General features: G+C 52.2%; 19 protein-coding genes. 8 read left to right on the top strand and 11 right to left on the bottom strand.

Going from position 1 to position 21,604, the window contains the following annotated elements:
- Nucleotides 1-73: 73 nt before the first annotated feature.
- From CLC93_RS12440 to CLC93_RS12400, 9 genes are read right to left on the bottom strand one after another with little or no spacing between them, the layout of a single operon-like run.
- A complete protein-coding gene (locus CLC93_RS12440; RefSeq protein WP_095506292.1) occupies nt 74-979 on the bottom strand; it encodes a DMT family transporter in 906 nt (301 codons plus the stop codon).
- Between the two features lie 11 nt (nt 980-990).
- Nucleotides 991-1,290 (bottom strand): YciI family protein, encoded by a 300-nt coding sequence (locus tag CLC93_RS12435; protein ID WP_095506291.1) that lies wholly within the window; start codon nt 1,288-1,290, stop codon nt 991-993.
- The gene (locus CLC93_RS12430; RefSeq protein WP_095506290.1) at nt 1,290-1,835 is read right to left on the bottom strand and encodes a septation protein A; all 546 of its coding nucleotides are present in this window, start codon (nt 1,833-1,835) and stop codon (nt 1,290-1,292) included. Before CLC93_RS12430 ends, CLC93_RS12435 begins: the two co-directional genes overlap by 1 nt.
- Before the next feature lie 56 nt (nt 1,836-1,891).
- Entirely contained in the window at nt 1,892-2,707 is an 816-nt protein-coding gene (gene trpA / locus CLC93_RS12425; RefSeq protein WP_095506289.1) for a tryptophan synthase subunit alpha, read from the bottom strand.
- On the bottom strand, nt 2,704-3,894 hold the full coding sequence (trpB, locus tag CLC93_RS12420) for a tryptophan synthase subunit beta (protein ID WP_095506288.1): 1,191 nt from the start codon (nt 3,892-3,894) through the stop codon (nt 2,704-2,706). Before trpB ends, trpA begins: the two co-directional genes overlap by 4 nt.
- Before the next feature lie 9 nt (nt 3,895-3,903).
- Complete coding sequence (gene trpCF / locus CLC93_RS12415) at nt 3,904-5,274, bottom strand: bifunctional indole-3-glycerol-phosphate synthase TrpC/phosphoribosylanthranilate isomerase TrpF (protein ID WP_245837157.1); 1,371 nt, start codon at nt 5,272-5,274, stop codon at nt 3,904-3,906.
- Nucleotides 5,267-6,307, bottom strand: coding sequence for an anthranilate phosphoribosyltransferase (gene trpD, locus CLC93_RS12410; RefSeq protein ID WP_095506286.1), 1,041 nt, complete (start codon nt 6,305-6,307; stop codon nt 5,267-5,269). The genes trpCF and trpD overlap by 8 nt, the downstream gene beginning before the upstream one ends.
- Nucleotides 6,307-6,894, bottom strand: coding sequence for an aminodeoxychorismate/anthranilate synthase component II (locus CLC93_RS12405; RefSeq protein ID WP_095506285.1), 588 nt, complete (start codon nt 6,892-6,894; stop codon nt 6,307-6,309). The genes trpD and CLC93_RS12405 overlap by 1 nt, the downstream gene beginning before the upstream one ends.
- On the bottom strand, nt 6,891-8,453 hold the full coding sequence (locus CLC93_RS12400; protein ID WP_095506284.1) for an anthranilate synthase component 1: 1,563 nt from the start codon (nt 8,451-8,453) through the stop codon (nt 6,891-6,893). Before CLC93_RS12400 ends, CLC93_RS12405 begins: the two co-directional genes overlap by 4 nt.
- 420 nt (nt 8,454-8,873) lie before the next feature.
- Between CLC93_RS12400 and rnm the strand changes: the two genes are divergently transcribed.
- From rnm to rluB, 5 genes are all read left to right on the top strand, one after another.
- Complete coding sequence (rnm, locus tag CLC93_RS12395) at nt 8,874-9,731, top strand: RNase RNM (RefSeq protein ID WP_095506319.1); 858 nt, start codon at nt 8,874-8,876, stop codon at nt 9,729-9,731.
- Complete coding sequence (locus CLC93_RS12390) at nt 9,728-10,348, top strand: L-threonylcarbamoyladenylate synthase (protein ID WP_095506283.1); 621 nt, start codon at nt 9,728-9,730, stop codon at nt 10,346-10,348. Before rnm ends, CLC93_RS12390 begins: the two co-directional genes overlap by 4 nt.
- A gap of 97 nt (nt 10,349-10,445) precedes the next feature.
- Entirely contained in the window at nt 10,446-11,237 is a 792-nt protein-coding gene (locus CLC93_RS12385) for a segregation and condensation protein A (RefSeq protein ID WP_169903005.1), read from the top strand.
- Nucleotides 11,234-11,845 carry an SMC-Scp complex subunit ScpB gene (gene scpB, locus CLC93_RS12380; protein WP_095506282.1) on the top strand — a complete coding sequence of 204 codons (612 nt, stop codon included), beginning with the start codon at nt 11,234-11,236 and terminating at the stop codon, nt 11,843-11,845. Before CLC93_RS12385 ends, scpB begins: the two co-directional genes overlap by 4 nt.
- Complete coding sequence (rluB, locus tag CLC93_RS12375; protein WP_095506281.1) at nt 11,838-12,701, top strand: 23S rRNA pseudouridine(2605) synthase RluB; 864 nt, start codon at nt 11,838-11,840, stop codon at nt 12,699-12,701. The genes scpB and rluB overlap by 8 nt, the downstream gene beginning before the upstream one ends.
- A gap of 72 nt (nt 12,702-12,773) precedes the next feature.
- On the opposite strand, the gene CLC93_RS12370 is transcribed toward rluB, so the two are convergent.
- Entirely contained in the window at nt 12,774-13,535 is a 762-nt protein-coding gene (locus CLC93_RS12370; protein ID WP_095506280.1) for a YciK family oxidoreductase, read from the bottom strand.
- A gap of 245 nt (nt 13,536-13,780) precedes the next feature.
- On the opposite strand from CLC93_RS12370, the gene CLC93_RS12365 reads away from it, so the two are divergent.
- Complete coding sequence (locus tag CLC93_RS12365) at nt 13,781-16,399, top strand: VolA/Pla-1 family phospholipase (protein WP_095506279.1); 2,619 nt, start codon at nt 13,781-13,783, stop codon at nt 16,397-16,399.
- A 106-nt stretch (nt 16,400-16,505) separates the two neighbouring features.
- Nucleotides 16,506-17,519, top strand: a complete 1,014-nt coding sequence (sohB, locus tag CLC93_RS12360) for a protease SohB (RefSeq protein WP_095506278.1) — start codon at nt 16,506-16,508, stop codon at nt 17,517-17,519.
- An 85-nt stretch (nt 17,520-17,604) separates the two neighbouring features.
- Here sohB and CLC93_RS12355 read toward each other — a convergent pair whose 3' ends face one another.
- Nucleotides 17,605-18,930 carry a dicarboxylate/amino acid:cation symporter gene (locus CLC93_RS12355; RefSeq protein WP_095506277.1) on the bottom strand — a complete coding sequence of 442 codons (1,326 nt, stop codon included), beginning with the start codon at nt 18,928-18,930 and terminating at the stop codon, nt 17,605-17,607.
- A 217-nt stretch (nt 18,931-19,147) separates the two neighbouring features.
- Here CLC93_RS12355 and CLC93_RS12350 point away from each other — a divergent pair, with 217 nt between their 5' ends.
- Entirely contained in the window at nt 19,148-21,571 is a 2,424-nt protein-coding gene (locus tag CLC93_RS12350) for an Ig-like domain-containing protein (RefSeq protein ID WP_095506276.1), read from the top strand.
- Nucleotides 21,572-21,604 lie beyond the last annotated feature (33 nt).

Below are 21,604 nucleotides of genomic sequence, written 5' to 3'. Positions count from 1 at the left end.
GGCGGATTATTGTTAGAGTAGCTCGCTATCATACCCCAGTTTGGCTGGGCTGCTAAGGGGTTATGCGCGTCAGTTAATCGCGACGGTTGCGCCATTGGATTAGGCCTAGACCAATCACCATGGTCAGTGCGCAAAGTCCGTGAAACCATCCCAACGGCTCGTCTAGCCACAGCGCACCCAGTACTCCGGCAAACACAGGCAAAAGGTAGTAGCAAAAGCCCGCTTGCAGAGCGCCAATTTGAGCAACTGCCTGATTCCACAGCCAGTAAGCAACTAACGAGGCAAACACACCAATGTAGGCGATACTGGCCCAGGCTTGTGGGGTTATTTGATACTCAGGAACGGATAATCCTTCTATCAAAAAGAGTGGCAGCAGGCAGAGGGTGCCAATAATGAAGGTGGCTAACAGCGTGGTTAGCGGGTGTAGCGAATTAGGTTGGTAGGGCAGCATCATGCTGTAAATCGCAAAGCTCACTGCGGCGGTTATCATCCAGGCGTCACTGTTGTGCCATTCAAGCGATAGCGCTTTGCTCCAATCACCGTCAAAAATCAGCGCGGTTGCAGCGATTAACACCAAACACAATCCCCAGATTTGCAGTGGGCGAATCAGAGTCCCGTAGCGGATGCGACTGAATATCAGGGTAAACAGCGGAAAGCTAATGGCCATTAGCGCCATTTTAAGCGCACTGGCGTGCTCACTGGCGATATAGATAAAAGTGTTGAAGCCGCTGACGCCTAGTAGGGACAAGGGCAACAAAAAGCGCCAGTGACGGGCGACTTCTCGACGCTGCTTAAACAGCATGGGCCACGCAATGGGCAGTAAGGCTAGAGTAGCAATGATCCAACGGTAGGTTGCCAGTGCCACGGGGGGAATGTCGGCGTGAAGAAAGCGGGCAATTAGTAAGTTGCCCGACCAAATTAGCGTGGCGGTGATAGCCGCCAACGTGCCCCAGCGCAATGCTGAGGCACTTTGTGCCATCGGCTGAACACTTATGGCAACACCTTGAGATAAGGCTTAACGATAACGCTTTGGTAAACGCCGGCGTCAATATAAGGGTCGGCATCGGCCCAGGCTTGAGCGTCTTCTAGCGACTCAAATTCTGCCACGACCAGAGAGCCACTAAAACCGGCTTCGCCCGGCGCTTCGCTATCGATGGCTGGGTGCGGGCCGGCTATCAGTAAACGCCCTTGGTTGTTTAGCGTTTTTAGACGCTCTAGGTGAGCAGGACGCGCCGCCAGGCGTTTCTCTAAACTGTTTTCAACGTCGGTAGCGCTAATCATGTACCACATTATTTGAGTTCCTTTTTCTTATCTTCCGGCAGGTGCTTAAACAGATACACCACGGTCAAAACGGTAAAAGCCAGAGTTAGCCCCATCAGACCAAACACTTTGAAGTTAACCCAGGTTTCTAGCGGTAGGCTGAAAGCCACGTATACGTTGAGTGCACCACAGAAACTGAAAAAGCCAATCCAAGCCCAAGATACTCGCTTCCAAATTGGCTCTGGTACAGGCAGCTCATTGCCCAGCATGGACTTAATGATTGGCTTTTTGATGATCTCGCCCACTAGCAGTGCAATCGCAAACAAGCCGTAAACCACGGTCACTTTCCACTTGATGAAGGCTTCGTCTTGCAACACCATGGTTAAACTGCCAAAAACTGCGACTAAGGCAAAGGTAAACAGGTGCATCTTTTCGATTTTTTTGTACAGCAGGTAACTCACGACCAATTGCACGGCGGTCGCGGCGATCAGGGCGCCGGTGGCCATGTAAATGTCGTAAAACTTGTACACCGCAAAGAACACCAGCAGTGGCAAGAAATCTAATAATTGTTTCATTCTGATACGTCTAAATTCAAAAGTGATTGGGGTTAAAGTGAGCCAAAGTGGCAACCCTATTTCTGGGTTGCCGCTTTCATATCTTTGGCAAAAGCACTCAGCGCGGCGGCCATTTGCGCCTTGTCATCCTTGTGCTGCTGAATCAGCTTCACCGTCGCTGAGCCGGCAATTGCACCGGCAGCGCCGCCTTGAATCGCCGATTTTACCTGTTCTGGCTGGCTGATGCCAAAACCGAGGATCGCCGGTGGCGCATTGTACTTGGCCAACGTGTCTAGCTGAGTGGTCACTGGCATGCCTGCTTGGGTTTCGGTACCGGTTACCCCTGCGCGAGACACCAGGTAGGTATACCCCTGGCTCTGCTCGGCGACTTTGGCCAATGTCGCTTCATCGGCATTCGGTGGCGCGATGAAAATTGGGCTAACGCCGAAGCGTGCTGAGGCATCAAGAAACTCCTGACTCTCATGCACTGGTACATCGGCAATTAAAACCGAATCCACACCGGCATCGCTACATGCCTGATAGAAGTTCTCCACGCCTTTGCGGTATACCAGATTGGCGTAGACCAGCAAACCCACTGGAATTTCTGGGTTGGCCTGGCGAATTTGGCTAAGCATGTCGAAGCAATCTTCGACCTTCATGCCTGAGTCCAACGCACGCACATTAGCCGCTTGGATCACCGGACCGTCAGCGGCAGGGTCGCTAAATGGGAAACCGAGTTCCAAGGCATCGGCACCGCCGTCGATTAGTGCTTGAATGGCGGCTAAGCTGGTGGCCTTATCTGGGTCACCCAAGGTCACAAAAGGGACAAAGGCGCCTTGGTTGACCGCGTCGAGTCGCTCGAATAATGCTTGATAGCGGCATGACTGGCTCATGACACGGCTCCTTGTTCTTTTAGAATGTCGTATACAGTAAAGATGTCTTTGTCACCACGGCCAGATAGGTTGACCACCATGATGCACTCTTCGGTTTGTTGCTCAGCTTCCTTGATAGCCCACGCCAACGCGTGAGCCGATTCAAGGGCTGGAATAATGCCTTCGTGGCGAGCCAAGTCCTGGAAGCATTGCAGCGCTTCATCGTCGGTGATCGACTCGTAGCGAGCGCGGCCAATGCTATTGAGATAGGCGTGTTGCGGACCTACTGATGGGAAGTCTAACCCGGCGGATACCGAATAGGATTCTTCGATTTGCCCATCGCTGTCTTGCATCAGTGGCGATTTCATTCCAAAGAAAATACCGGTTTCGCCGTGGCGCAAAGGTGCGCCGTGTTGGTCGGTATCGATGCCTTTACCCGCAGGCTCGACGCCAATCAGCTCCACTGATTCTTCGTCGATGAAATCGGCAAACATGCCAATGGCGTTGGAACCACCGCCAACACAAGCAATCACTTTGTCGGGCAGTCGGCCTTCGCGCTCAAGCAATTGTGCCTTGGTTTCTTCGCCAATGATGCGTTGGAATTCACGCACAATGGTTGGGAATGGGTGAGGGCCTGCAGCTGTTCCCAGCAAGTAGTGGGCTTTGTCGTAGTTGGCCGACCAATCGCGAAGGGCTTCGTTACAGGCGTCTTTTAGAGTGCCGGAGCCCGAGTCTACAGGAATCACTTCGGCGCCCATTAAACGCATTCGGAACACGTTTGGCGATTGACGTTCAACGTCTTTTACGCCCATGTACACACGACATTTCAGACCCAGTAGGGCACAGATCAAAGCGGATGCCACACCGTGTTGTCCGGCGCCGGTTTCGGCAATGATTTCGGTTTTGCCCATGCGCTTGGCTAATAAAGCCTGGCCCAATACCTGGTTGGTCTTATGGGCACCGCCGTGCAACAGGTCTTCACGCTTTAGGTAAATCTTCACCTTTGGGTTTGGCGAGATATTGCGACACAAGGTCAGGGCGGTCGGGCGGCCAGCGTATTCGGTCAGTAAGTGAGTGAACTCTTTGGCAAACTCAGGATCTTGCTGAGCATCGATAAACGCCTGCTCGAGCTGATCCAGCGCCGGAATAAGGATCTGGGCAACAAACTGGCCACCATAGGGGCCGAAATAAGGGTCTAGTTTTGACATAGTTAACCTTTAATACTGTCGAATTTGGCGCATTACCGTTTGAATTTTAGTCGAGCATTTTTGAGCTTTGGCGCTTTCCACTCCAGAGTTGATGTCCAGCTGATTAAAGCCAGCGGCAATCGCTTGATTGACGTTCTCTGGGGTTAAGCCGCCAGCTAGCATTGCTGGGCGTTGGCCTTGAACTTGCTCTGATTGCCAGTCTAGCGTTTGACCACTGCCACCGGGCTGAGTCTGAGTTTTGACATCCAACAGGCGGCGGTCGGCATGCTCTGAAGCTTGTTCCTGCGGGGCGATAGCTTGCCAAATCTGGCACTGCGGCAAGGCTTCTTTAAGCTTAATAATGGTTTGCTCGTCTTCTTGACCGTGCAACTGAATCGCAAACAGCCCAAGCTCATTAGCGTACTCCACCATTTGCTCAACCTCGGCGTTAACGAACACACCCACAAAGCGCAAGTTGGCCGATCCGCGAATCGCCTTTGCAGCTTCAAGGCTTAAATGGCGCGGCGATTTGGGATAGAAAATCATTCCACCGTATAAGGCACCAGCGGTCTCAGCGGCAATCGCCGACTCAGGGCGGTCTAGGCCACAGATTTTTACTTCACCGAAGATTAGCTGGCGGCAGGCTTGATCCAAGTCGTCTTGAGCCATTATCGAGCTACCTACCAAGAAACCATTGACCAGTGGCGCTAGCTCGCGCACTTGGTCGTTGGTGTATATGCCTGACTCGCTGATGATCACTCGATCTTTTGGAATGCTTGGTACCAGCTCAACCGTGCGTTGTAGGTCCGTCGACAAGTCGCGCAGGTTGCGGTTGTTAATCCCAACGATTTTGGCGTTGAGGTTAATGGCTCGCGTGAGCTCTTCTGGGTTACTGACCTCGGTCAGAATATCCAGCTGATAACGGGCGGCGTGCTCGGCCAAGGCTTGGTAGCGCTCATCATCAAGAACCGACAGCATCAGCAGAATCGCATCGGCGCCAAAGTGGGCGGCTAAGTCAATTTGAAACTCGTCGATAAAGAAATCTTTGCAAAGCACCGGCTGGTTCACTTCGGCGCGAACAATGGGCAAGAACTCGAAGCGGCCTTGGAAGTATTTCTCGTCGGTCAGTACCGAAATACCGGCGGCATATTTGCCGTAAATCTTGGCGATCGCCTGCGGGTCAAAGTCATCTCGAATCAGCCCTTTAGATGGGCTGGCTTTTTTACATTCCAAAATAAAACCGGCAGGGTCGGCTTTAAGCGAGTCGTACAAGCTGCGCTCAGACACTTGCGGCTTAAGCGATTCGCGCGGATACTCTTGCTTCAGGCGGTCTAGTTGCTCGGCTTTGTCTTCGACAATTTTGGCCAGTACGCTTGGGATCTCAGCACTCACCTTAATCATTAGCGCCCTCCTTAGCATTAGCTTCCTGCTGGCTGGCTTGGGCAAAGCCCTGCAAGGTGCGCATAGCAGCGCCTGATGTAATGGCTTCGCGAGCTAACTCGGCGCCGGCTTGGTAGCTGTCCGCTAAACCTGCCAGTTTTAGCGCCGCACCGGCGTTCATCAGCACAGCTTCCGTCTGGGCTTGAGTCGCTTTGCCTTCCAGGATCGCAAGAGTAATCGCTTGGTTCTCTTCAGGTGTGCCGCCTTTAATGGCCGACAGCGGTGCTTCGCTTAAGCCAAAGTCCGCCGGAGATAACTCGCTCACAGGTTGCAGCGCGCCTTGACGGATCTCTTGGGCCTTAGATGTGCCGTGTAATGCCAATTCGTCCAGCCCCTCACCGTGCACCACTAGCGCGTTCTCGACGCCTAAGGCCACCAAGGCTTGGGCAATGGGCTCGACTAATTCTGGCAGGTAAACCCCAAGCAACATGACTTGAGGATGAGCAGGGTTAATCAGCGGTCCAAGAATGTTAAACAAAGTACGGGTCTTGAGTGCTTGGCGCACCGGCATCGCATGGCGAACCCCGGCGTGATAATGCGGTGCAAACAAGAAAGTCAAGTTGTGCTCGTCCAAGCAGTGCTTGGCAGTCTCTGGTGACATGGTCAGGTTGATGCCCAACTGAGTCAGCAAATCCGAAGAGCCAGATTTTGACGATACCGAGCGATTACCATGTTTGGTGACTTTCGCTCCTGCTGCAGCGGCCACGATAGAGGAGGTGGTAGAGACATTGATGGTGTGATGACCATCGCCTCCGGTACCCACAATATCTACCACCGGGTAGTCACATTTGGGAAATGGCTTGGCCTCGGCGCGCAGCGCATCGGCAGCACCGGCAATTTCGTCGATGGTCTCGCCGCGTAGCTTCATGGCGACTAATACTGCGCTAAGCACTACTGGCTCAACTTCGCCTTTCACCACAGCGCTAAAAAGCTGCGCTGTTTGCGCTCGAGTCAGCGCCTGTCCTTGCATTAGGGTGTCTATCAAGGCTTGCATTAATCGCGAACTCCTGTGAGTTGTTGTATGGTTTGCACCAACAGCTGACTGCCCTTGGTGGTCATAATGGATTCTGGGTGAAACTGAAAGCCCACCGCTGGATGTGTCTTGTGCTCAATCGCCATTGGCATGCCATCGGTTTCTGCGGTGACCGTTAAGCAGTCGGGCACGATAGTCGCGACGAGGCTGTGGTAACGGGCGACGGGCAGCGGATTAGCCAAGTCGGCAAAAATACCTTCACCCGAATGGCGAGTCGGGCTAGATTTGCCGTGCATCAGTTGTTTGGCGCGCTCCACTTTACCGCCGTAGTGCTCCACTAAGGCTTGATGGCCTAAGCAGATGCCCAGCATAGGCACTTTGTTTTCCAAAAGTGCGATTAACTCCATCATGCAGCCCGCTTCGTGTGGCGCGCCAGGGCCAGGGGACAACACCAAAGGTACTGCCTGCGGTTCCGCCAGAATGCGCTCGGCTAATGCCTTGGCATCCACCGAGTTTCGAAAAATCAGCACTTCAAAGCCTAGGCTTCTGAACTGGTCGACTAGGTTGTAGGTAAAGGAGTCGAAGTTGTCGAGTAGGTAGAGTTTCATTGGCCGCCTCCTGCGCGAATGGCATTGATCACCGCTTGGGCCTTGTTGCGGGTTTCATCCGCTTCGCTTTGAGGATCTGAGTCGTAAACCACCCCAGCCCCAGCTTGTACGTGGGCTTGCCCTTGGTGAACCATGGCAGAGCGAATGACAATACAAGTGTCCATATCGCCTCGACCGTTAACGTAACCGACCGCGCCGCCATAACTGCCTCGCCGCGCACCTTCCACCTCGCGCACCAGCTGGGCGGCGCGAATTTTTGGAGCACCGACCAAGGTGCCCATGTTCATACAGGCTTGGTAGGCGTGCAGCGCGTCTAAATCGTCTCTTAGCTGTCCGGTGACTCGGCTAACTAGGTGCATCACGTGAGAATAGCGGTCGACCTTCAGAAGCTCGGCGACTTTGCGAGTACCCGCTTGGGAGATTCGAGCCACGTCGTTGCGTGCCAAGTCCACTAGCATTAAGTGCTCGGCCAGTTCTTTTTGGTCGAGACGAAGTTCAAGCTCAATACGCGAGTCCAAGTCGGCGTCAATATTACCTTGCGCGTCTTTGCCGCGAATTCGCGTACCGGCAATCGGGTAAACCTCGACTTGATTGCTGGCTTTGTCGTACTTAAGCGCACTCTCGGGCGATGCCCCAAACAAGCTAAAGTCATCGCTTTGCAGGTAGAACATGTAAGGGCTTGGGTTCGATACTCGCAACGCTTGATACGCCCCTAATGGGTTTGGACATGGCAGTGAGAAGCTGCGAGAAGGCACCACCTGGAAAATATCGCCAGCGACAATGTGCTCTTTAAGGCCGTTAACACAGTCGCGAAAATCAGCATCGCTGATATTTTCTTGGGCTTGTTGCTCAATGGTCACTAATGACGCGGGCACCACTGACGATTGCTGTAATTCGCGCAAGCGTTTGTGAGCCTGAGACATCTCGGCTGCTACTTGCTCACGAGCTTGGTCGTTACCGTCCATCACCAAGCCAATAAGCTCGCTGACACCGCTTTGGTGGTCCACGGTGAGTAATACTTCGGCCAGGTAAAACAGGTAATCCGGACAAGGATTATCGCCATTGGGCACAGTTGGCAGCGGCTCTACGTGCTCAATTAAGTCGTAACCCAACGCGCCGCCTAAAAACAATGAGTCGCGATGGGCTTCATCAAGCACCAGTAAATCCAGTAATTGGCGTAAGCCGTCCAGCGGTGAGGTGGCCTTAAGGCGCGCGTCCTCGTCAAGGCTGGTATCGGCCTTTGGAAAATTCAGAGTAAGGCCGTCGGCATCCAGCGTTGGCTCAAACTGAGCAAATTGCTTGGCGATAGCGGGCAGCAAAGCCTCGCCATTGGCACTAAGCGCGCGGTAGTGAATGCCATTTTCATCGCAGCGAATTTGCAGCGCGGCTTTGACCATGATCAGACTTTTGAGGTGGTCTTTGCTGTCGATTTCTGCCGACTCTAGCAGCATGGTGTGGCTAGGAGAGGGACATAGGGTGCGATACTGGCTTAGTGGATCGTCCACATAAGGAGCTGACTGACTCAGGCGTTCGACAGGGACCGAAACAGGAGCATTCATGCGGCTATTCCTCTGCGCTCAGAATATGAATGTGTAGAGTGCTGATAACTCTTAATATTAGTTGTTGCATGTTTCACTGATGGAACCTTATGTGTTGATTTTGGTTTGCTCAAGCAAAAACTAAAAAAACCCGCTGAGAAGCGGGTTTTTTGAAACGATTTGCAGCTATTTTGTTGCAGCCTTAATCACACCACCCGCGAGTTTGGGAAGTGCCACCACCAGTTACCGTTGGCGATATAAGTGACTGACTGCATGTAATTTACTCGATTTCTCTTTGTTTGATCGTGTTTATTGATCGTGCGTTTAGCTGTTGATGATGTAACTAGAGCATTTTTGCCTAGCGCCTGTCAATTGACAATCTTGCAAGTAAGAGCCAAACCTCAGTTCGCTATTTTTATTGGCTCAGGTAAAATCCCAACAATGACCTCGGAAAACCTACGAATTGACCTCCATAGCCACACACGAGCTTCGGACGGCAAACTAACCCCCCAAGAATTGGTAATGCGCGCCAGCAACCGTCAGATAGACGTGTTGGCGATCACCGATCACGACACCACCGCAGGGCTGGCGGCAGCAGAGCAAGCCATTGTTGAGCAAAACAGCCGCACCCGTTTAATCACTGGTGTGGAAATTTCCTGTAAGTGGCATAGTTTTGACATTCATGTGGTGGGTCTGGCTTTTGACCAATCCCATCAGGGGCTGCAAGACTTTTTATCTGAGCAGCAGCGTCGTCGCGATGCCCGCGCGGAAGCCATTTGCAAAAAGCTCGAAAAAAATGGCTTAGAAGGCGCTTACGAGGGTTCCAAGGCGTTGGCCAAGGGCAGCTTCAGCCGCAGTCACATGGCGCGCTGGCTGGTATCCAAAGGGCATGTGGCCAGTATGGATGCCGCTTTTAAACGCTATCTTGCCAAAGGCGGCAAGGCTTATGTCGCCAACCAATGGCACAGTATTGCCGAAGCCGTGGCCATTATCCACGCCGCCGGTGGCGTGGCGGTATTGGCTCATCCGAGTCGCTACTCCATGTCTACCAAATGGCTTCGAAAACTTCTGGTGGAATTTAGTGAAGCCGGAGGCGATGGCATGGAAGTGGTGTTGTCTCAGCAAGGCAGCACAGAGCGGGATTTGTTACTATCATTGGCTTCCCAATACCAGTTATACTGCTCGCTAGGTAGTGATTTTCATCATGAAAGTCAGTGGGTTGATTTAGGCAAGAACTTGTATCGCCCAGACGGTTGTCGCTGGATCTGGCAATCGCCCCGCTGGCAGGAGGAACTATGAGCCAGTTTTTTTACGTCCATCCCGAAACCCCACAAACGCGCTTGATGAATCAGGCGGCAGCGCTGATCCGCAACGGCGGTGTGGTGGTTTATCCCACCGATTCTGGCTATGCACTTGGGTGCCACTTAGGCGATAAGTCAGCCTTGGACCGTATCATTCGCATTCGTCAGCTGAGCAAGGACCACAACTTCACTTTGATGTGCCGCGACTTGTCAGAATTGTCTTTGTACGCGCGAGTAGAAAACACCGCATTTCGTTTGCTGAAGAACAACACCCCAGGGGCTTACACCTTTATTTTTAAGGGCACCAAAGAGGTGCCGCGTCGCTTGCTAAATCCCAAGCGAAAAACCATAGGTATTCGCGTCCCTGACAATGCCATTTGCTTGGCGATGCTCGAGGCTCTGGGTGAGCCCTTGATGTCCACCAGTTTGATTTTGCCCGGCAATGAGTTGGCGGAGTCGGACCCTGAAACCATTCGCGACTTGCTAGAGCATCAAGTGGATCTCATCATTCACGGCGGTTATTTGGGGGAAAGCCCGACCACAGTGATTGACATGTCAGAGGGCGAGAGCCAGGTGATCCGCCAAGGTGCAGGCGATCCTGAGCCTTTTCAGTAAGTTTTTAACTGGCAGCGCGGCGAATTTTCGCTATAATCGCGCGCTTTGCGGTACGAATCTGATTCAACACTGAGGTATTTACGGGCGAGGGGCCTTTTTGCAACAAGTCGAACTGATAGCCACGCCTGTGGCCAAAGTGGAAGGCGAACCGGTACGAGAGCTACCGGCGGACTTGTTTATCCCGCCTGAGGCGCTGGAGGTTTTTCTTGAAACCTTTGAAGGGCCACTGGATTTCCTTTTGTATCTGATTCGCAAGCAAAAGCTCGATATTGTCGACTTGCCAATTCACCGCATTACCACTCAGTACCTAGAGTACATTGGCATGCTTCAGGGCATGAAAGTGGAATTGGCGGCCGATTATCTAGTGATGGCGGCGACCTTGGCGGAAATCAAAAGTCGCATGTTGTTGCCCAAGCCTGAGTTGGATGACGAAGAGCAAGATCCTCGCGCTTTGCTGGTGGCTCAGTTGCAAGCCTACGAAGTGGTTAAGCAGGCCGCCAGCGATTTAGACGACTTACCAAGACTCGAGCGGGATCGTTTGACCGCTGCGGCGAAACGCCAAGGCGAGCAAGGCCCTAAAGTGCTGCCACCGCAAGTAGAGCTGGGTGAGTTATTGGCGGCATTTGCCCAAGTGTGCCAGCGTCTTGGCCAACTTGAGCATCACAAGATATCGCGCGAGAGTTTGTCGACACGCGAGCGCATGAGTCAAATTTTATCGCAGCTAGAGTGTGGCGAGTTCGTCGCATTTGAGCGCTTTTTTAGTTTGAACGAAGGCAAGGCTGGTGTGCTAGTGAGCTTGTTAGCCTTACTCGAACTGCTCAAAGGCGGTTTGATTGAGTTGATGCAAGCGAAACCCTTTGCCCAAATTCACGTGAGGCTGGCGTCATGAGCAAAGCTGAGCAATCGAACAAACAGTACTCGGATAACCAGTTGAAGTGTCTACTGGAAGCGGCGATTTTTAGCGCAAGCGCGCCGCAATCCATTACACTGTTACAAGAGACTGTGTTGGCTGAATACCAGCTCAGTAACGCCAAGGTACGCGAGCTATTAGACGCCTTGCAAAGCGATTACGCTGAGCGCGGTGTGCAATTGCAGTCTAGCGCCAGCGGTTATCGTTTCGTGACCGCCTTGGAGTGGGCCGAGCCTTTGCAAAAAGTGGGCCAGCATCACGCGCCAAAATACTCGCGTGCTTTGCTCGAGACCTTAGTGCTGATTGCTTATCAGCAGCCCATTACTCGAGGCGAAATCGAGAAGGTGCGCGGAGTGTCAGTTAGCTCCAAAAGCATACAAACCCTAATGGAACGCGGTTGGGTTCGCGTAGTAGGGCACAAACAAGTGCCAGGTCGACCGGCGTTGCTGGCGACCACCAAAACATTTTTGGATTATTTTGGTTTGAACAGTTTGTCGGAGTTGCCTCAGTTGAGCGACCAAGCAGCGGTTCAAGCTTTATTGTCTACCCGTGAGGGTCACAACGAGCCAGAGTCTGTCAATGAGTGAAAAACTTCAGAAAGTATTAGCCCGCGCGGGGCACGGTTCCCGTCGCGAACTTGAGCAAGTGATTGCTGCCGGTCGCGTTAGTGTCGACGGCAAAGTCGCCCAACTCGGAGATCGCGTCGAAGCTGACGCCAAGATCCGATTGGACGGTCACGCAGTTCAAGTACGCTCGCAAGATGAGATGGTTTGCCGAGTGCTGGCATACCACAAACCCGAGGGTGAGATTTGCTCGCGCAAAGATCCTCAAGGTCGTCCTACCGTATTCGACCGCCTGCCTAAGCTCAAAGGCGCCCGCTGGGTCGCTGTCGGTCGTTTGGATATCAACACCTCAGGTTTGTTGCTGTTCACTTCCGATGGTGAATTGGCGAATCGCTTGATGCACCCGGCACAAGAAGTAGAGCGTGAATACGCCGTACGCGTATTTGGTGAGGTGAGTGAAGAGCAGCTACAAGCGCTTCGCACCGGCGTGATGCTTGAAGACGGTGAAGCGGCGTTTGACACCATTAAGCCGATGGGCGGTGAAGGCTTGAACCAGTGGTACCACGTCACCCTAAAAGAAGGTCGCAATCGCGAAGTTCGCCGTTTGTGGGAATCGCAAGAGCTGCAGGTCAGCCGTTTGATGCGTATTCGCTACGGTGATATTGAGCTGGCCAAGAGCTTGCCACGGGGGGGTTGGGAAGAGCTAAACCTGACTCGTGTGAATTACCTGCGCGAAATGGTGCAGTTGCCTCGTGAGCAAAAGACCTTAATTACCCCAGAGAAAAAGCTAAGCTCGGCTCGAGCCAAGGTGAAAAAAGCCAAAATTCGCCGCGCGGTACGACGTCATACCGAGAACAAAACTCGTCGCGTCAAAAAATAGCGCTGAGCTTGTTACTGAAAACAAAAACGCCGCATTTCACAATGCGGCGTTTTTTTATGGCGTAAGCCGAAATTAAGCTTTGGCTTGCGCATCGTACGCTTGGCCGTTGTTGTCCGCTGAGGCATCACTCATCAGATACAAGTAGGCTGGCATCAGGTCGGCGGCGGTTGGCAAAGTCATTGGATCTTCTGCCGGGAAGGCGCTGGCGCGCATGCTAGTGCGAGTCGCGCCTGGGTTGATGCTATTAGCGCGTAGGTTCGAGCCGTCTAGCTCGTCCGCCAGAGTTTGCATCATGCCTTCGGTAGCAAATTTAGAGATGGCGTAGCTGCCCCAGTATGCACGGCCTTTTTTACCCACGCCACTTGAGGTGAACACAATCGAGGCTTTGTCGGCTTGCTTGAGTACAGGCAGTAGTGCTTTGGTCAGCATGAACTGCGAGCGGAGGTTCACCTGCATCACTTCGTCAAATTGTTCTAGGCTGATGTGCTCGAATGGGCCCAGAGTGCCAAGCAAGCTGGCATTGTGCAGCAGACCGTCTAACCCTTTGAACTGAGATTCTATGGTTTCTGCTAAGCCTTGATAGTGGCTTTCTTCGGCGCCTTTAAGGTCCATAGGCACGATTGCAGGTTGAGGATATCCGGCTTCGACGATTTCGTCGTAAACGGCTTCTAGCTTGGCTGTGGTCTTGCCCAACAGGATCACAGTTGCCCCATGCTCGGCGAAACTTTTGGCGGCTTGTCGACCGATACCGTCGCCAGCGCCGGTTATCAATATGGTCTTACCAGTAAGGCATTGAGGCTCAAATGAGTAGGCGGATTGAAATTCAGAGTCCATAGCTCTTACAACTCCCATGGAAAGGTGTTTTCAGCAAATCTTAAACGCCCGTTTTAAACGAGTGGTTAGCTAATTGCGCAATTCTTGTTGTGTGTTCGTTATAATTTTGTAGATAAACCAAGGGTTTTGAGTTAGCTTTAGCTAAGTCATACCTTGCTTTAGCGTGGCAAAAAATAGCACAAAAACCGCCTATGGCACAGCTAAAGCACAGATAAATAAAATCGTATCAGGATTGGGGAGAACCGATGAAACGATTAGTCTTGGCGTCAACCATTACCGCGCTACTAGGTGTAGCTGGCTGTAGTGAAGATAGCTTCAACGAAACCGTAGACAAAACGGAACCTTTGACTCCGGTAGCCCGCGTTGTTTTTGATCCGGCAGCCGCTGAGCTTCCGGTTCCAAATGACCTTCTATTTAATGGCACCACCGACGGCACCTTGAACATGCCGGGTGAACAGGGATTACTGCCTGGCGAAATGCCAGATTATTCAGATCCTGAAACCGCGATTGGTGCGCTAGATGGCTGGTCTGTAATGGCGCCCATGGTTATTGAAGTTGCCATGCCTCAAAATTCACTGGGTGAGACTCTGACCCTAGATGCGGGCAGTGTTAGCACGCCCGGTGGTATTCGAGTGTTCGAAGCCGTAGTTGGCGGAGCTTTGTCTACCGATCCTGAGTGTACCGATAAGCTTAGCGTTAGCGCTTGTAAAATCGGTGCCGAGTTGCAGTTTGGAGTGGACTTTGCCGCGCAAGCTATCAGTGATAACCAAATTGCGATCATCCCGCTTAAAGCCTACAAAGAAGGCAGCTCCTACGTAGTCGCAGTGACTACCGGCGTTCAAGATAGTGAAGGCCGCGGTATTGCGGGTTCTTCAACCTACGAGCTGCTTAAACTAGATATCGAAACCCAGCCTCTAGAAACTGACGATCAGTTGTTCTTGCAAGGTCTGGTCAACTCCTACGAGAAAGGCATTGCTGCCGCTCACGGTGTTGATACCAGTACTGTGGTGTATTCAGGCTTGTTCACCACTCAATCGGCGCACATCCAAATTGAGACCCTCAAAGGTCTGATGGCGATGCCGATCACCGATGAGAACAAGCAGTTTGCGGTGTATAAGCCGTCGTTGACTGCGCCAGTGCCAGTATTCGTAGGGCCAGACACGCAGCTTACTGCAGCAATGGTGCTAGGTCTGGATCCTGCTATGCAGATGGACCCAGCGCTTGCACCGATATATTTGGCCGCTGATGCCAGCCATGTATATTCTGCGACACTAACTGTTCCTTACTTCTTGCAACTACCATCGCCTGAAAACTGCGTGCCAGCCGAATGTACTGGCGCCAACTCGCGTTGGATGGCCGCAGGTCACAGCCCAATTGCCGTGCTAGGTGCTTTGCAAGCGGGTGTATTGTCGCAAGAGAGCTATGGTGCCCAAGCCGTGGCGCAAGGCATTGACCCAGCGGCGGCATTGGAAGACCCAAGTAAGCTAGTGGGTGCTAAGTTCTTCATTGACTACCCAGACAGCATGAACATTCCGGTTGATGCCCAAAGTCATGTCACCAAGTTCAACCCGGTACCAGCGCCGCAAGGCTTTAATGCCATGAACGGTGAGCTGCCTGCGTACCAGATGGACGTGTTCATCACTATGCCAAACACCACCAAGCTTGAGGCCTTTATGGAGCCTTTGGGACTTGAAGCCCCAGTAAAACCGGCCGAGGGTTGGCCGACCACTATGGTGCTTCACGGCATTACTGGCTTTAAAGAAGGTGCAGCGGCCTTGGCCGGTGCTTACTCTGTGGCAGGTCAGGCAGTTATCGCCATTGATATGCCATTGCACGGCTCTCGTTCAATCGACTTAAATGGCGATATTAACGAGGAGGGTGGTAAGTACGAGATTTCAGCTTCTGAAGCGCTCATCGGTGTAGACCCGCGCTTCGATAACGCTGACACCACGGTTTATATGAACCTAGCAAACCTACTAACCGGCCGTGACAACCTGCGTCAGAGCGTCGTAGACCACTTAGGTCTGCGCTTTGCGATTACTCAGTTGTCTGGCATGCAAGCCGCCCTTGGTCAAAGCCCTGACTTCAACGCAGGTGCGGTAGCACTGCAAGGTCTGTCACTAGGTGGCATTGTAGGCTCGGGTGTGAGCGCCTATGCCGCGACTGGTATTCCAGGTGCTGATTTCAACCCTTACGGTTTGACCGCCAGCTCACTGGTGGCGCCTGGTCAAGGTATTGGTTACTTCTTGGTTGAGTCGCCAAGCTTTGGTCCTCGTATTCAAGCCATTTTGCTGTCTGACCCAAGTGTGCAAGCCATCATCGAAGGGATTAATCCTGCCTGTGTTGGTCTAGCCCCTGGAGATGACCCTGTGTGTGACGTGGTACTTGGCCAAGTGTATGCGGGTATTACCCCAAGCTTTAGCCTCGCGGCGCAAACCGTGATCGACAGTGGTGACCCTGTGATGTACTCACCGCTACTGGCGGCAACCAAAGCGCCAGTACAGCTGATCGAAGTAGTTGGCGATGGTGCGAATAACCCAGGCGACTTGGTGATTCCAAACAGCATCATGGCATCACCTATGGGCGGTACTGAGCCAATGATTGCCGCGCTCGGTCTGCCAGCGGTAAGCGAAACGGTTATGGGAGATGGTGGTCCGGTAAGCGGCGCGATTCGCTTCTTGAAAGGCCATCACTCGAGCTTGCTAGATCCAAATCCGGTTGGTGAGCCTCCAGCAACTATTCCTGAGACGCCAGAGTTGGCTTCTCGTGTAACCGCTGAGATGCAAACTCAGGTTGCTACCTATGCCGCAAGCAAAGGTCAGGTACTGCAAGTTACTGACGCTGAGTTAGTTAAAGCTAACTAGTTCGAAGCTTTTTGATACAAGACCCGCCAGTTGGCGGGTCTTTTTTTGGGCTAAAGCTTGCTAGAATGGCGACTGGCCAAAAATAACACTAGACGGAGTCATTCAGTTGGAGTTTTTATACGAGTTGGGCTTATTTTCAGCCAAAGCCCTAGTTCTTGTCGTAGCGATTTTAGTGGTGGTGATTGGTGCAATCGCCGCAAGCCAGCGTCACAAGGGTGACAAAGGCGAGTTGAGCGTGGTGGATATGAGCCAAGGCTTGAAAGAGTTGAGTAACCACATCAACGAGCAAATCCTGCCGAAAAAGGCCTTTAAGGCGCTGCAGAAAAAGCAAAAAGCCGAAGCTAAAGCCAAAGACGATAGCGAAGAGGGCGAGTCGCGCTGCTTTGTGATTGATTTTAAAGCCGGCATCGATGCCGCTGAGGTGGCCAATTTACGCCAAGAAGTCACCGCGATTCTTGCGGTTGCCAAAGCTGGAGACCAAGTGTTGGTAAAAGTCGAGAGCGGCGGCGGCGTGGTGCACGGCTATGGTCTTGCCGCCAGCCAGCTGGCACGTATTCGCGATGCCGAGTTAGAGCTTACTGTGGCGATTGACAAGGTGGCCGCCAGTGGTGGTTACATGATGGCTTGTGTAGCCAATCGAATTATCGCAGCGCCGTTTGCGATTGTGGGTTCAATTGGGGTTGTAGCTCAGTTGCCTAACTTCAATCGTTTGCTGAAAAAGCACGACATTGATTTCGAGCAGCACACCGCCGGTGATTACAAGCGAACTCTGACCTTGTTTGGCGAGAATACCGACGAAGGGCGCGCCAAGTTCCAGCAAGAAATCGAGCAAACTCACGAGTTGTTCAAAGGTTTTGTGAATCAATACCGTCCTCAGCTTGTGCTAGACAAAGTGGCCACTGGCGAACATTGGTTTGGTCAGCAAGCACTTGAGCTTGAGTTGGTGGACGAGCTAACGACGTCAGACAATTGGCTGATGCAAAAGGCCAAAGAGCTGCCAGTATTTCGAGTTGAATACAAACAAAAGAAAAGTCTCAGCGAGCGCTTTGCGTTGGCGGCGAGCAAGGGTGTAACTCAGGTTTGGAGTGAAATTAGCACTCGCTGGCCTGGCAAGTCCTAGCCAATACTTACTAGCTGTTCGAAGCGAGCTAATAAAAAAGCCCCTCAGAGCAAATCTGAGGGGCTTTTTTGATGTTTAGCTGTTGTCAGCCGGCTCGAGTGAGGTCGTTGCCTCCAAGGCTCTCTAGCTTGGTTTCAGCTTTGGCGGCGTTAGGGTCGTTGAAGATGTCTTCGTTGAACTCGCCTTCGCTCTTGGCGACGATCACAGTAGCAACAGAGTCACCAGTCACGTTAACAGCGGTACGCACCATGTCTAGCAGACGGTCCACACCAATAATTAGCGCGATACCTTCAACCGGCAGGCCGACTTGGTTTAGAACCATGGCCAGCATGATAAGACCAACACCCGGTACACCAGCGGTACCCACAGAAGCAAGAGTGGCAGTCAGAATCACCATCAAGTAATCGGTAATGCTTAAGTCTATCGCGAATACTTGTGCGATAAATACAGTAGCCACACCTTGCATGATGGCGGTACCGTCCATGTTTACCGTGGCACCCAGTGGCAAAGTAAAGGAGGCAATTTTGTTATCGGCACCTAGGCGATGCTCGGCGGTCTGCATGGTCACTGGCAGGGTCGCGCTCGAGCTGGCGGTAGTGAATGCAAACAGCTGTACGTCGCGCAGTTTGCGCACGAACATCAGAGGGTTCAGACCGGTGAAGACTTTTAGCAAGATTGGGTAAGTGATCAAGCCGTGCAGCAGCAGTACGACAAGTACAACGAAGAAGTACATGGCCACACTGGCAAAGGTGTCAGTTCCCAAGGTCAGCGACAGCTTGGCCATTAGCGCGAATACGCCGATAGGAGCGATCATCATGATAAGGGTCACGACGCGCATGATGACTTCGTTTAAGTCGTTAAAGAAGGCAGCTACTTTGCGGCCGCGCTCGCCAATGTGCGAAATAGCCACACCGAAGATGATGGCAAATACGATGATCTGCAGCATATTTCCTTCGGTCAGAGATTGAATTGGGTTGCTTGGGAAGATGTTAATAATCACTTCCGCCAAGCTTGGCGCTTCCTTGACCGTGTAGGTCATGCCTTCAGCCGCTAAGCTGGCATTGCCTGGATGGAACACAAGTGCCGCAGTAATTGCGAAAGTGATGGCTACAGCCGTGGTGAACATGTAGAACAGCAAAGTCTTGCCGCCCAATCGTCCAAGTTTTGATGGCTCACTAAGGGATGCGGTACCGCACACCAAAGAGATGAAGACCAAAGGCACTACCAGCATCTTCAAAAGAGACAAGAAGATAGAGCCTAGAACGTTGAACAATCCTTCCGTTAGATACGTTTCAACAAACTCGCTTCCAGGGAATAGGGTGCGCAGCAGTAAACCTATGACCACGCCTAACAGCATGCCCACTAGAATTTGGGTGGTAAGACCCCACCTTTTGTTCGTTGTTTCAGTCATAAAATTATTCGTTTAGCTAAGTTGTAATTGTTGATTGCGTGCTCAAGCCTATCAGGAATGACAGTGCTGCGAAATGGTGAAATAGTTAAATTTTGACAGTGATTTTAAGGTTTTGGTGGTTGTTGTTAATGGCCTGAATCGGTACATTGGGGTGAGTTAAATAAAAAATAACACCAAAGCGCGAACAGCTTGTCGTATTTGTTACAGGGAGTGAATTATGAAATCAGTCGTTCGACTGTTTTCTGTTATGTGCCTGAGCCTTTTTTTGGCAGCATGTGGCGGTAGCGGAAACGAGCTCAACAAAAGTGGCGATGGCGATGGCAATGTGCCAGGTCCTTCCACTCCAGAAGCTAGCCTGACCTTGACTTTAGTCGATTCCGAAGGCAATTCCATCAATGAAGTATCATCGGCAGCACCAGGCACCCTGGAAGCGCGTTTAAGCGTGGACAGTGGCTCGGTCGCCAGCCAGTTGATTAGTTTCAGCACAGAAACCGTCGGCTCCTTGTTTCCAGGAGTTGGCACGGCACTAACCGACGAGCAAGGGGTGGCACGTATCACTCTTCGCGCCGGCACCGTTGCCGGTGCTGGCAAAGTCAGCGCCAGTTACTCCAGTGGTGAAATGAGCGCTAGCGCCGAAATGGCGTTTAACTCAGCTGGTGACGATGCTGGTGGTGGCGAAGTGCAAATTGCGTTGTCGCTTACCGATGGCGCGGGCAATCCGATTGAAGCCATTACCGCCAATTCGCCCGGTCGTCTGGTGGCGACGGTGACCGGTATCGCCAAGCCAACCATTGTGACGTTCAAAACTACCAAAGGTAATTTGCCAATCGATACCGCAGTTACCAATGACGAAGGGCTGGCGTGGGTAGATATTTACGCCGGTTCGGATCTGGGCGCTGGTGTCGTTACTGCGACCTTGGCGAGTGGAGAGTCTGGTGATTCTGTGGTGGTTATCGGTGCAACAGACGTGCAAATGGGCTCGGGCAATCCGTTTGCCTCGGGTCAAGCCGAGGTTAGCATCGCTCAGCTATCTGCCGGTGGTACAGCAACCGTTACGGTTAGCATTGTAGACGAAGCGGGTAATCCGTTTAGTCAGCCAGTGGACGTCAACTTTAGTTCGGGATGTTCCAGTGCTTCGAGTCCTAAAGCCAGCTTAAGCTCACCTGTAACTACGGTTGCCGGTGTTGCCACTTCGACCTATTTGGCTCAAGGCTGTGTTGGCGAAGACCCGATTAACGTTACCGCGAATGCTGGTGGTATCAACTTGTCTGCTAGTGCGGTCATCGAGGTGTTGGCCTCAGATGTTGGCAGTATCTCGTTTGTATCCGCGGAGCCTGAGAATATCAGCATTTTAGGTACTGGCGGTGTTGAAGCGTCAACCGTTAAGTTCAAGGTGCTGGACCAGAATGGCAATCCCGTTAGTAACCAATCGGTTTCGTTTAGTCTAAACACAGAAGTGGGTGGCATTGCGCTTCAACCTACTCAGGCCACCACCAACGATCAGGGTGTGGTGCAGACTGTGATTAACTCGGGCACAGTGGCGACTTCGGTTCGTGTCACCGCCTCGGTGGACGGCAGCACTCCGGAAATCTCCACTCAGTCCAACTTGTTGGTGGTTTCTACCGGTATTCCAGACCAAGACAGCTTTAGCTTGTCAGCCGAAGTGCTGAACGCCGAGGGTTGGGACTACGACGGCACGCAAGTGGTGATTACCGCACGTTTGGCCGATGCCTATAACAACCCAGTGAATGATGGCACCGCGGTGAGTTTCACCACTGAAGGCGGCTCGATTGAACCAAGCTGTCAGACAGTTAAGGGCACCTGTTCGGTGACCTGGACCAGCCAGAACCCTCGTCCTGATGGCAACTCACTGTTCGACAACGTCGCTCATGAGCCAAATATCTTGCCATTTATGGGTCAAAGCTATGGTGGTCGAGCGACCATTACCGCTACTGCGATTGGCGAAGAAGCCTTCCCAGACTTAAACGGTAACGGCCGATTTGATGCGTCTGAGATGACTGCCTTCTTGGGCAATGACGTCGGTGGCCAGCCCTACGACTTAGACGAAGCCTTTGTGGATCACAACGAAGACGGCGTGTTCAACCCACAAATGGCGGGTGGTGAGACTGGAGGCGAGAACGAAACCCTAATCGACTTCAATTCAAACGGCGTGTTTGATACCAAAGACGGCAAGTACAACGGGGTGTTGTGCTCGATTCCAGCACACGATGGGTGTTCAAGCACTCAAACTTCAACCAATGTGCGCGCCAGTATTGTCATGGTAATGTCTGGCTCTACCGCAATCGGCAGTGCGCCGCAGATATGGGATGATGGTGGTGCGGCTGACGAGATTGATATCATCAGTGAAGGCACAGCTACAGTTTCATTGGTTATCTCCGATTTGCACAATCAGCAATTGCCCGCAGGTACCAAGATTAGCTTTAGCGCAACTGCAGGCTCTGTGGTGTCAAAGAGCAGCTTTGACTGGCCAAGTACTAACTACAATGGTGGCCGTGAGTTTGCGGTATTGGTGAAAGGCGAGAAGGACCCGAATTCTGGGGTACTGATTGTCGAGGCTGAGACGCCAAAAGGTTTGGTGACTGTGGTTGCTAGTATTCCAATTAATATTGTTAATAACTAATCGTCAAAGTCGAAAAAGGAAGCCAACTGGCTT

It is taken from the genome of Paraferrimonas sedimenticola, assembly GCF_002282855.1.
Lineage (GTDB): Bacteria > Pseudomonadota > Gammaproteobacteria > Enterobacterales > Shewanellaceae > Paraferrimonas > Paraferrimonas sedimenticola.
Note: the sequence above shows the minus strand (reverse complement) of the source record. Positions and strands in the feature narration are given on the sequence as shown.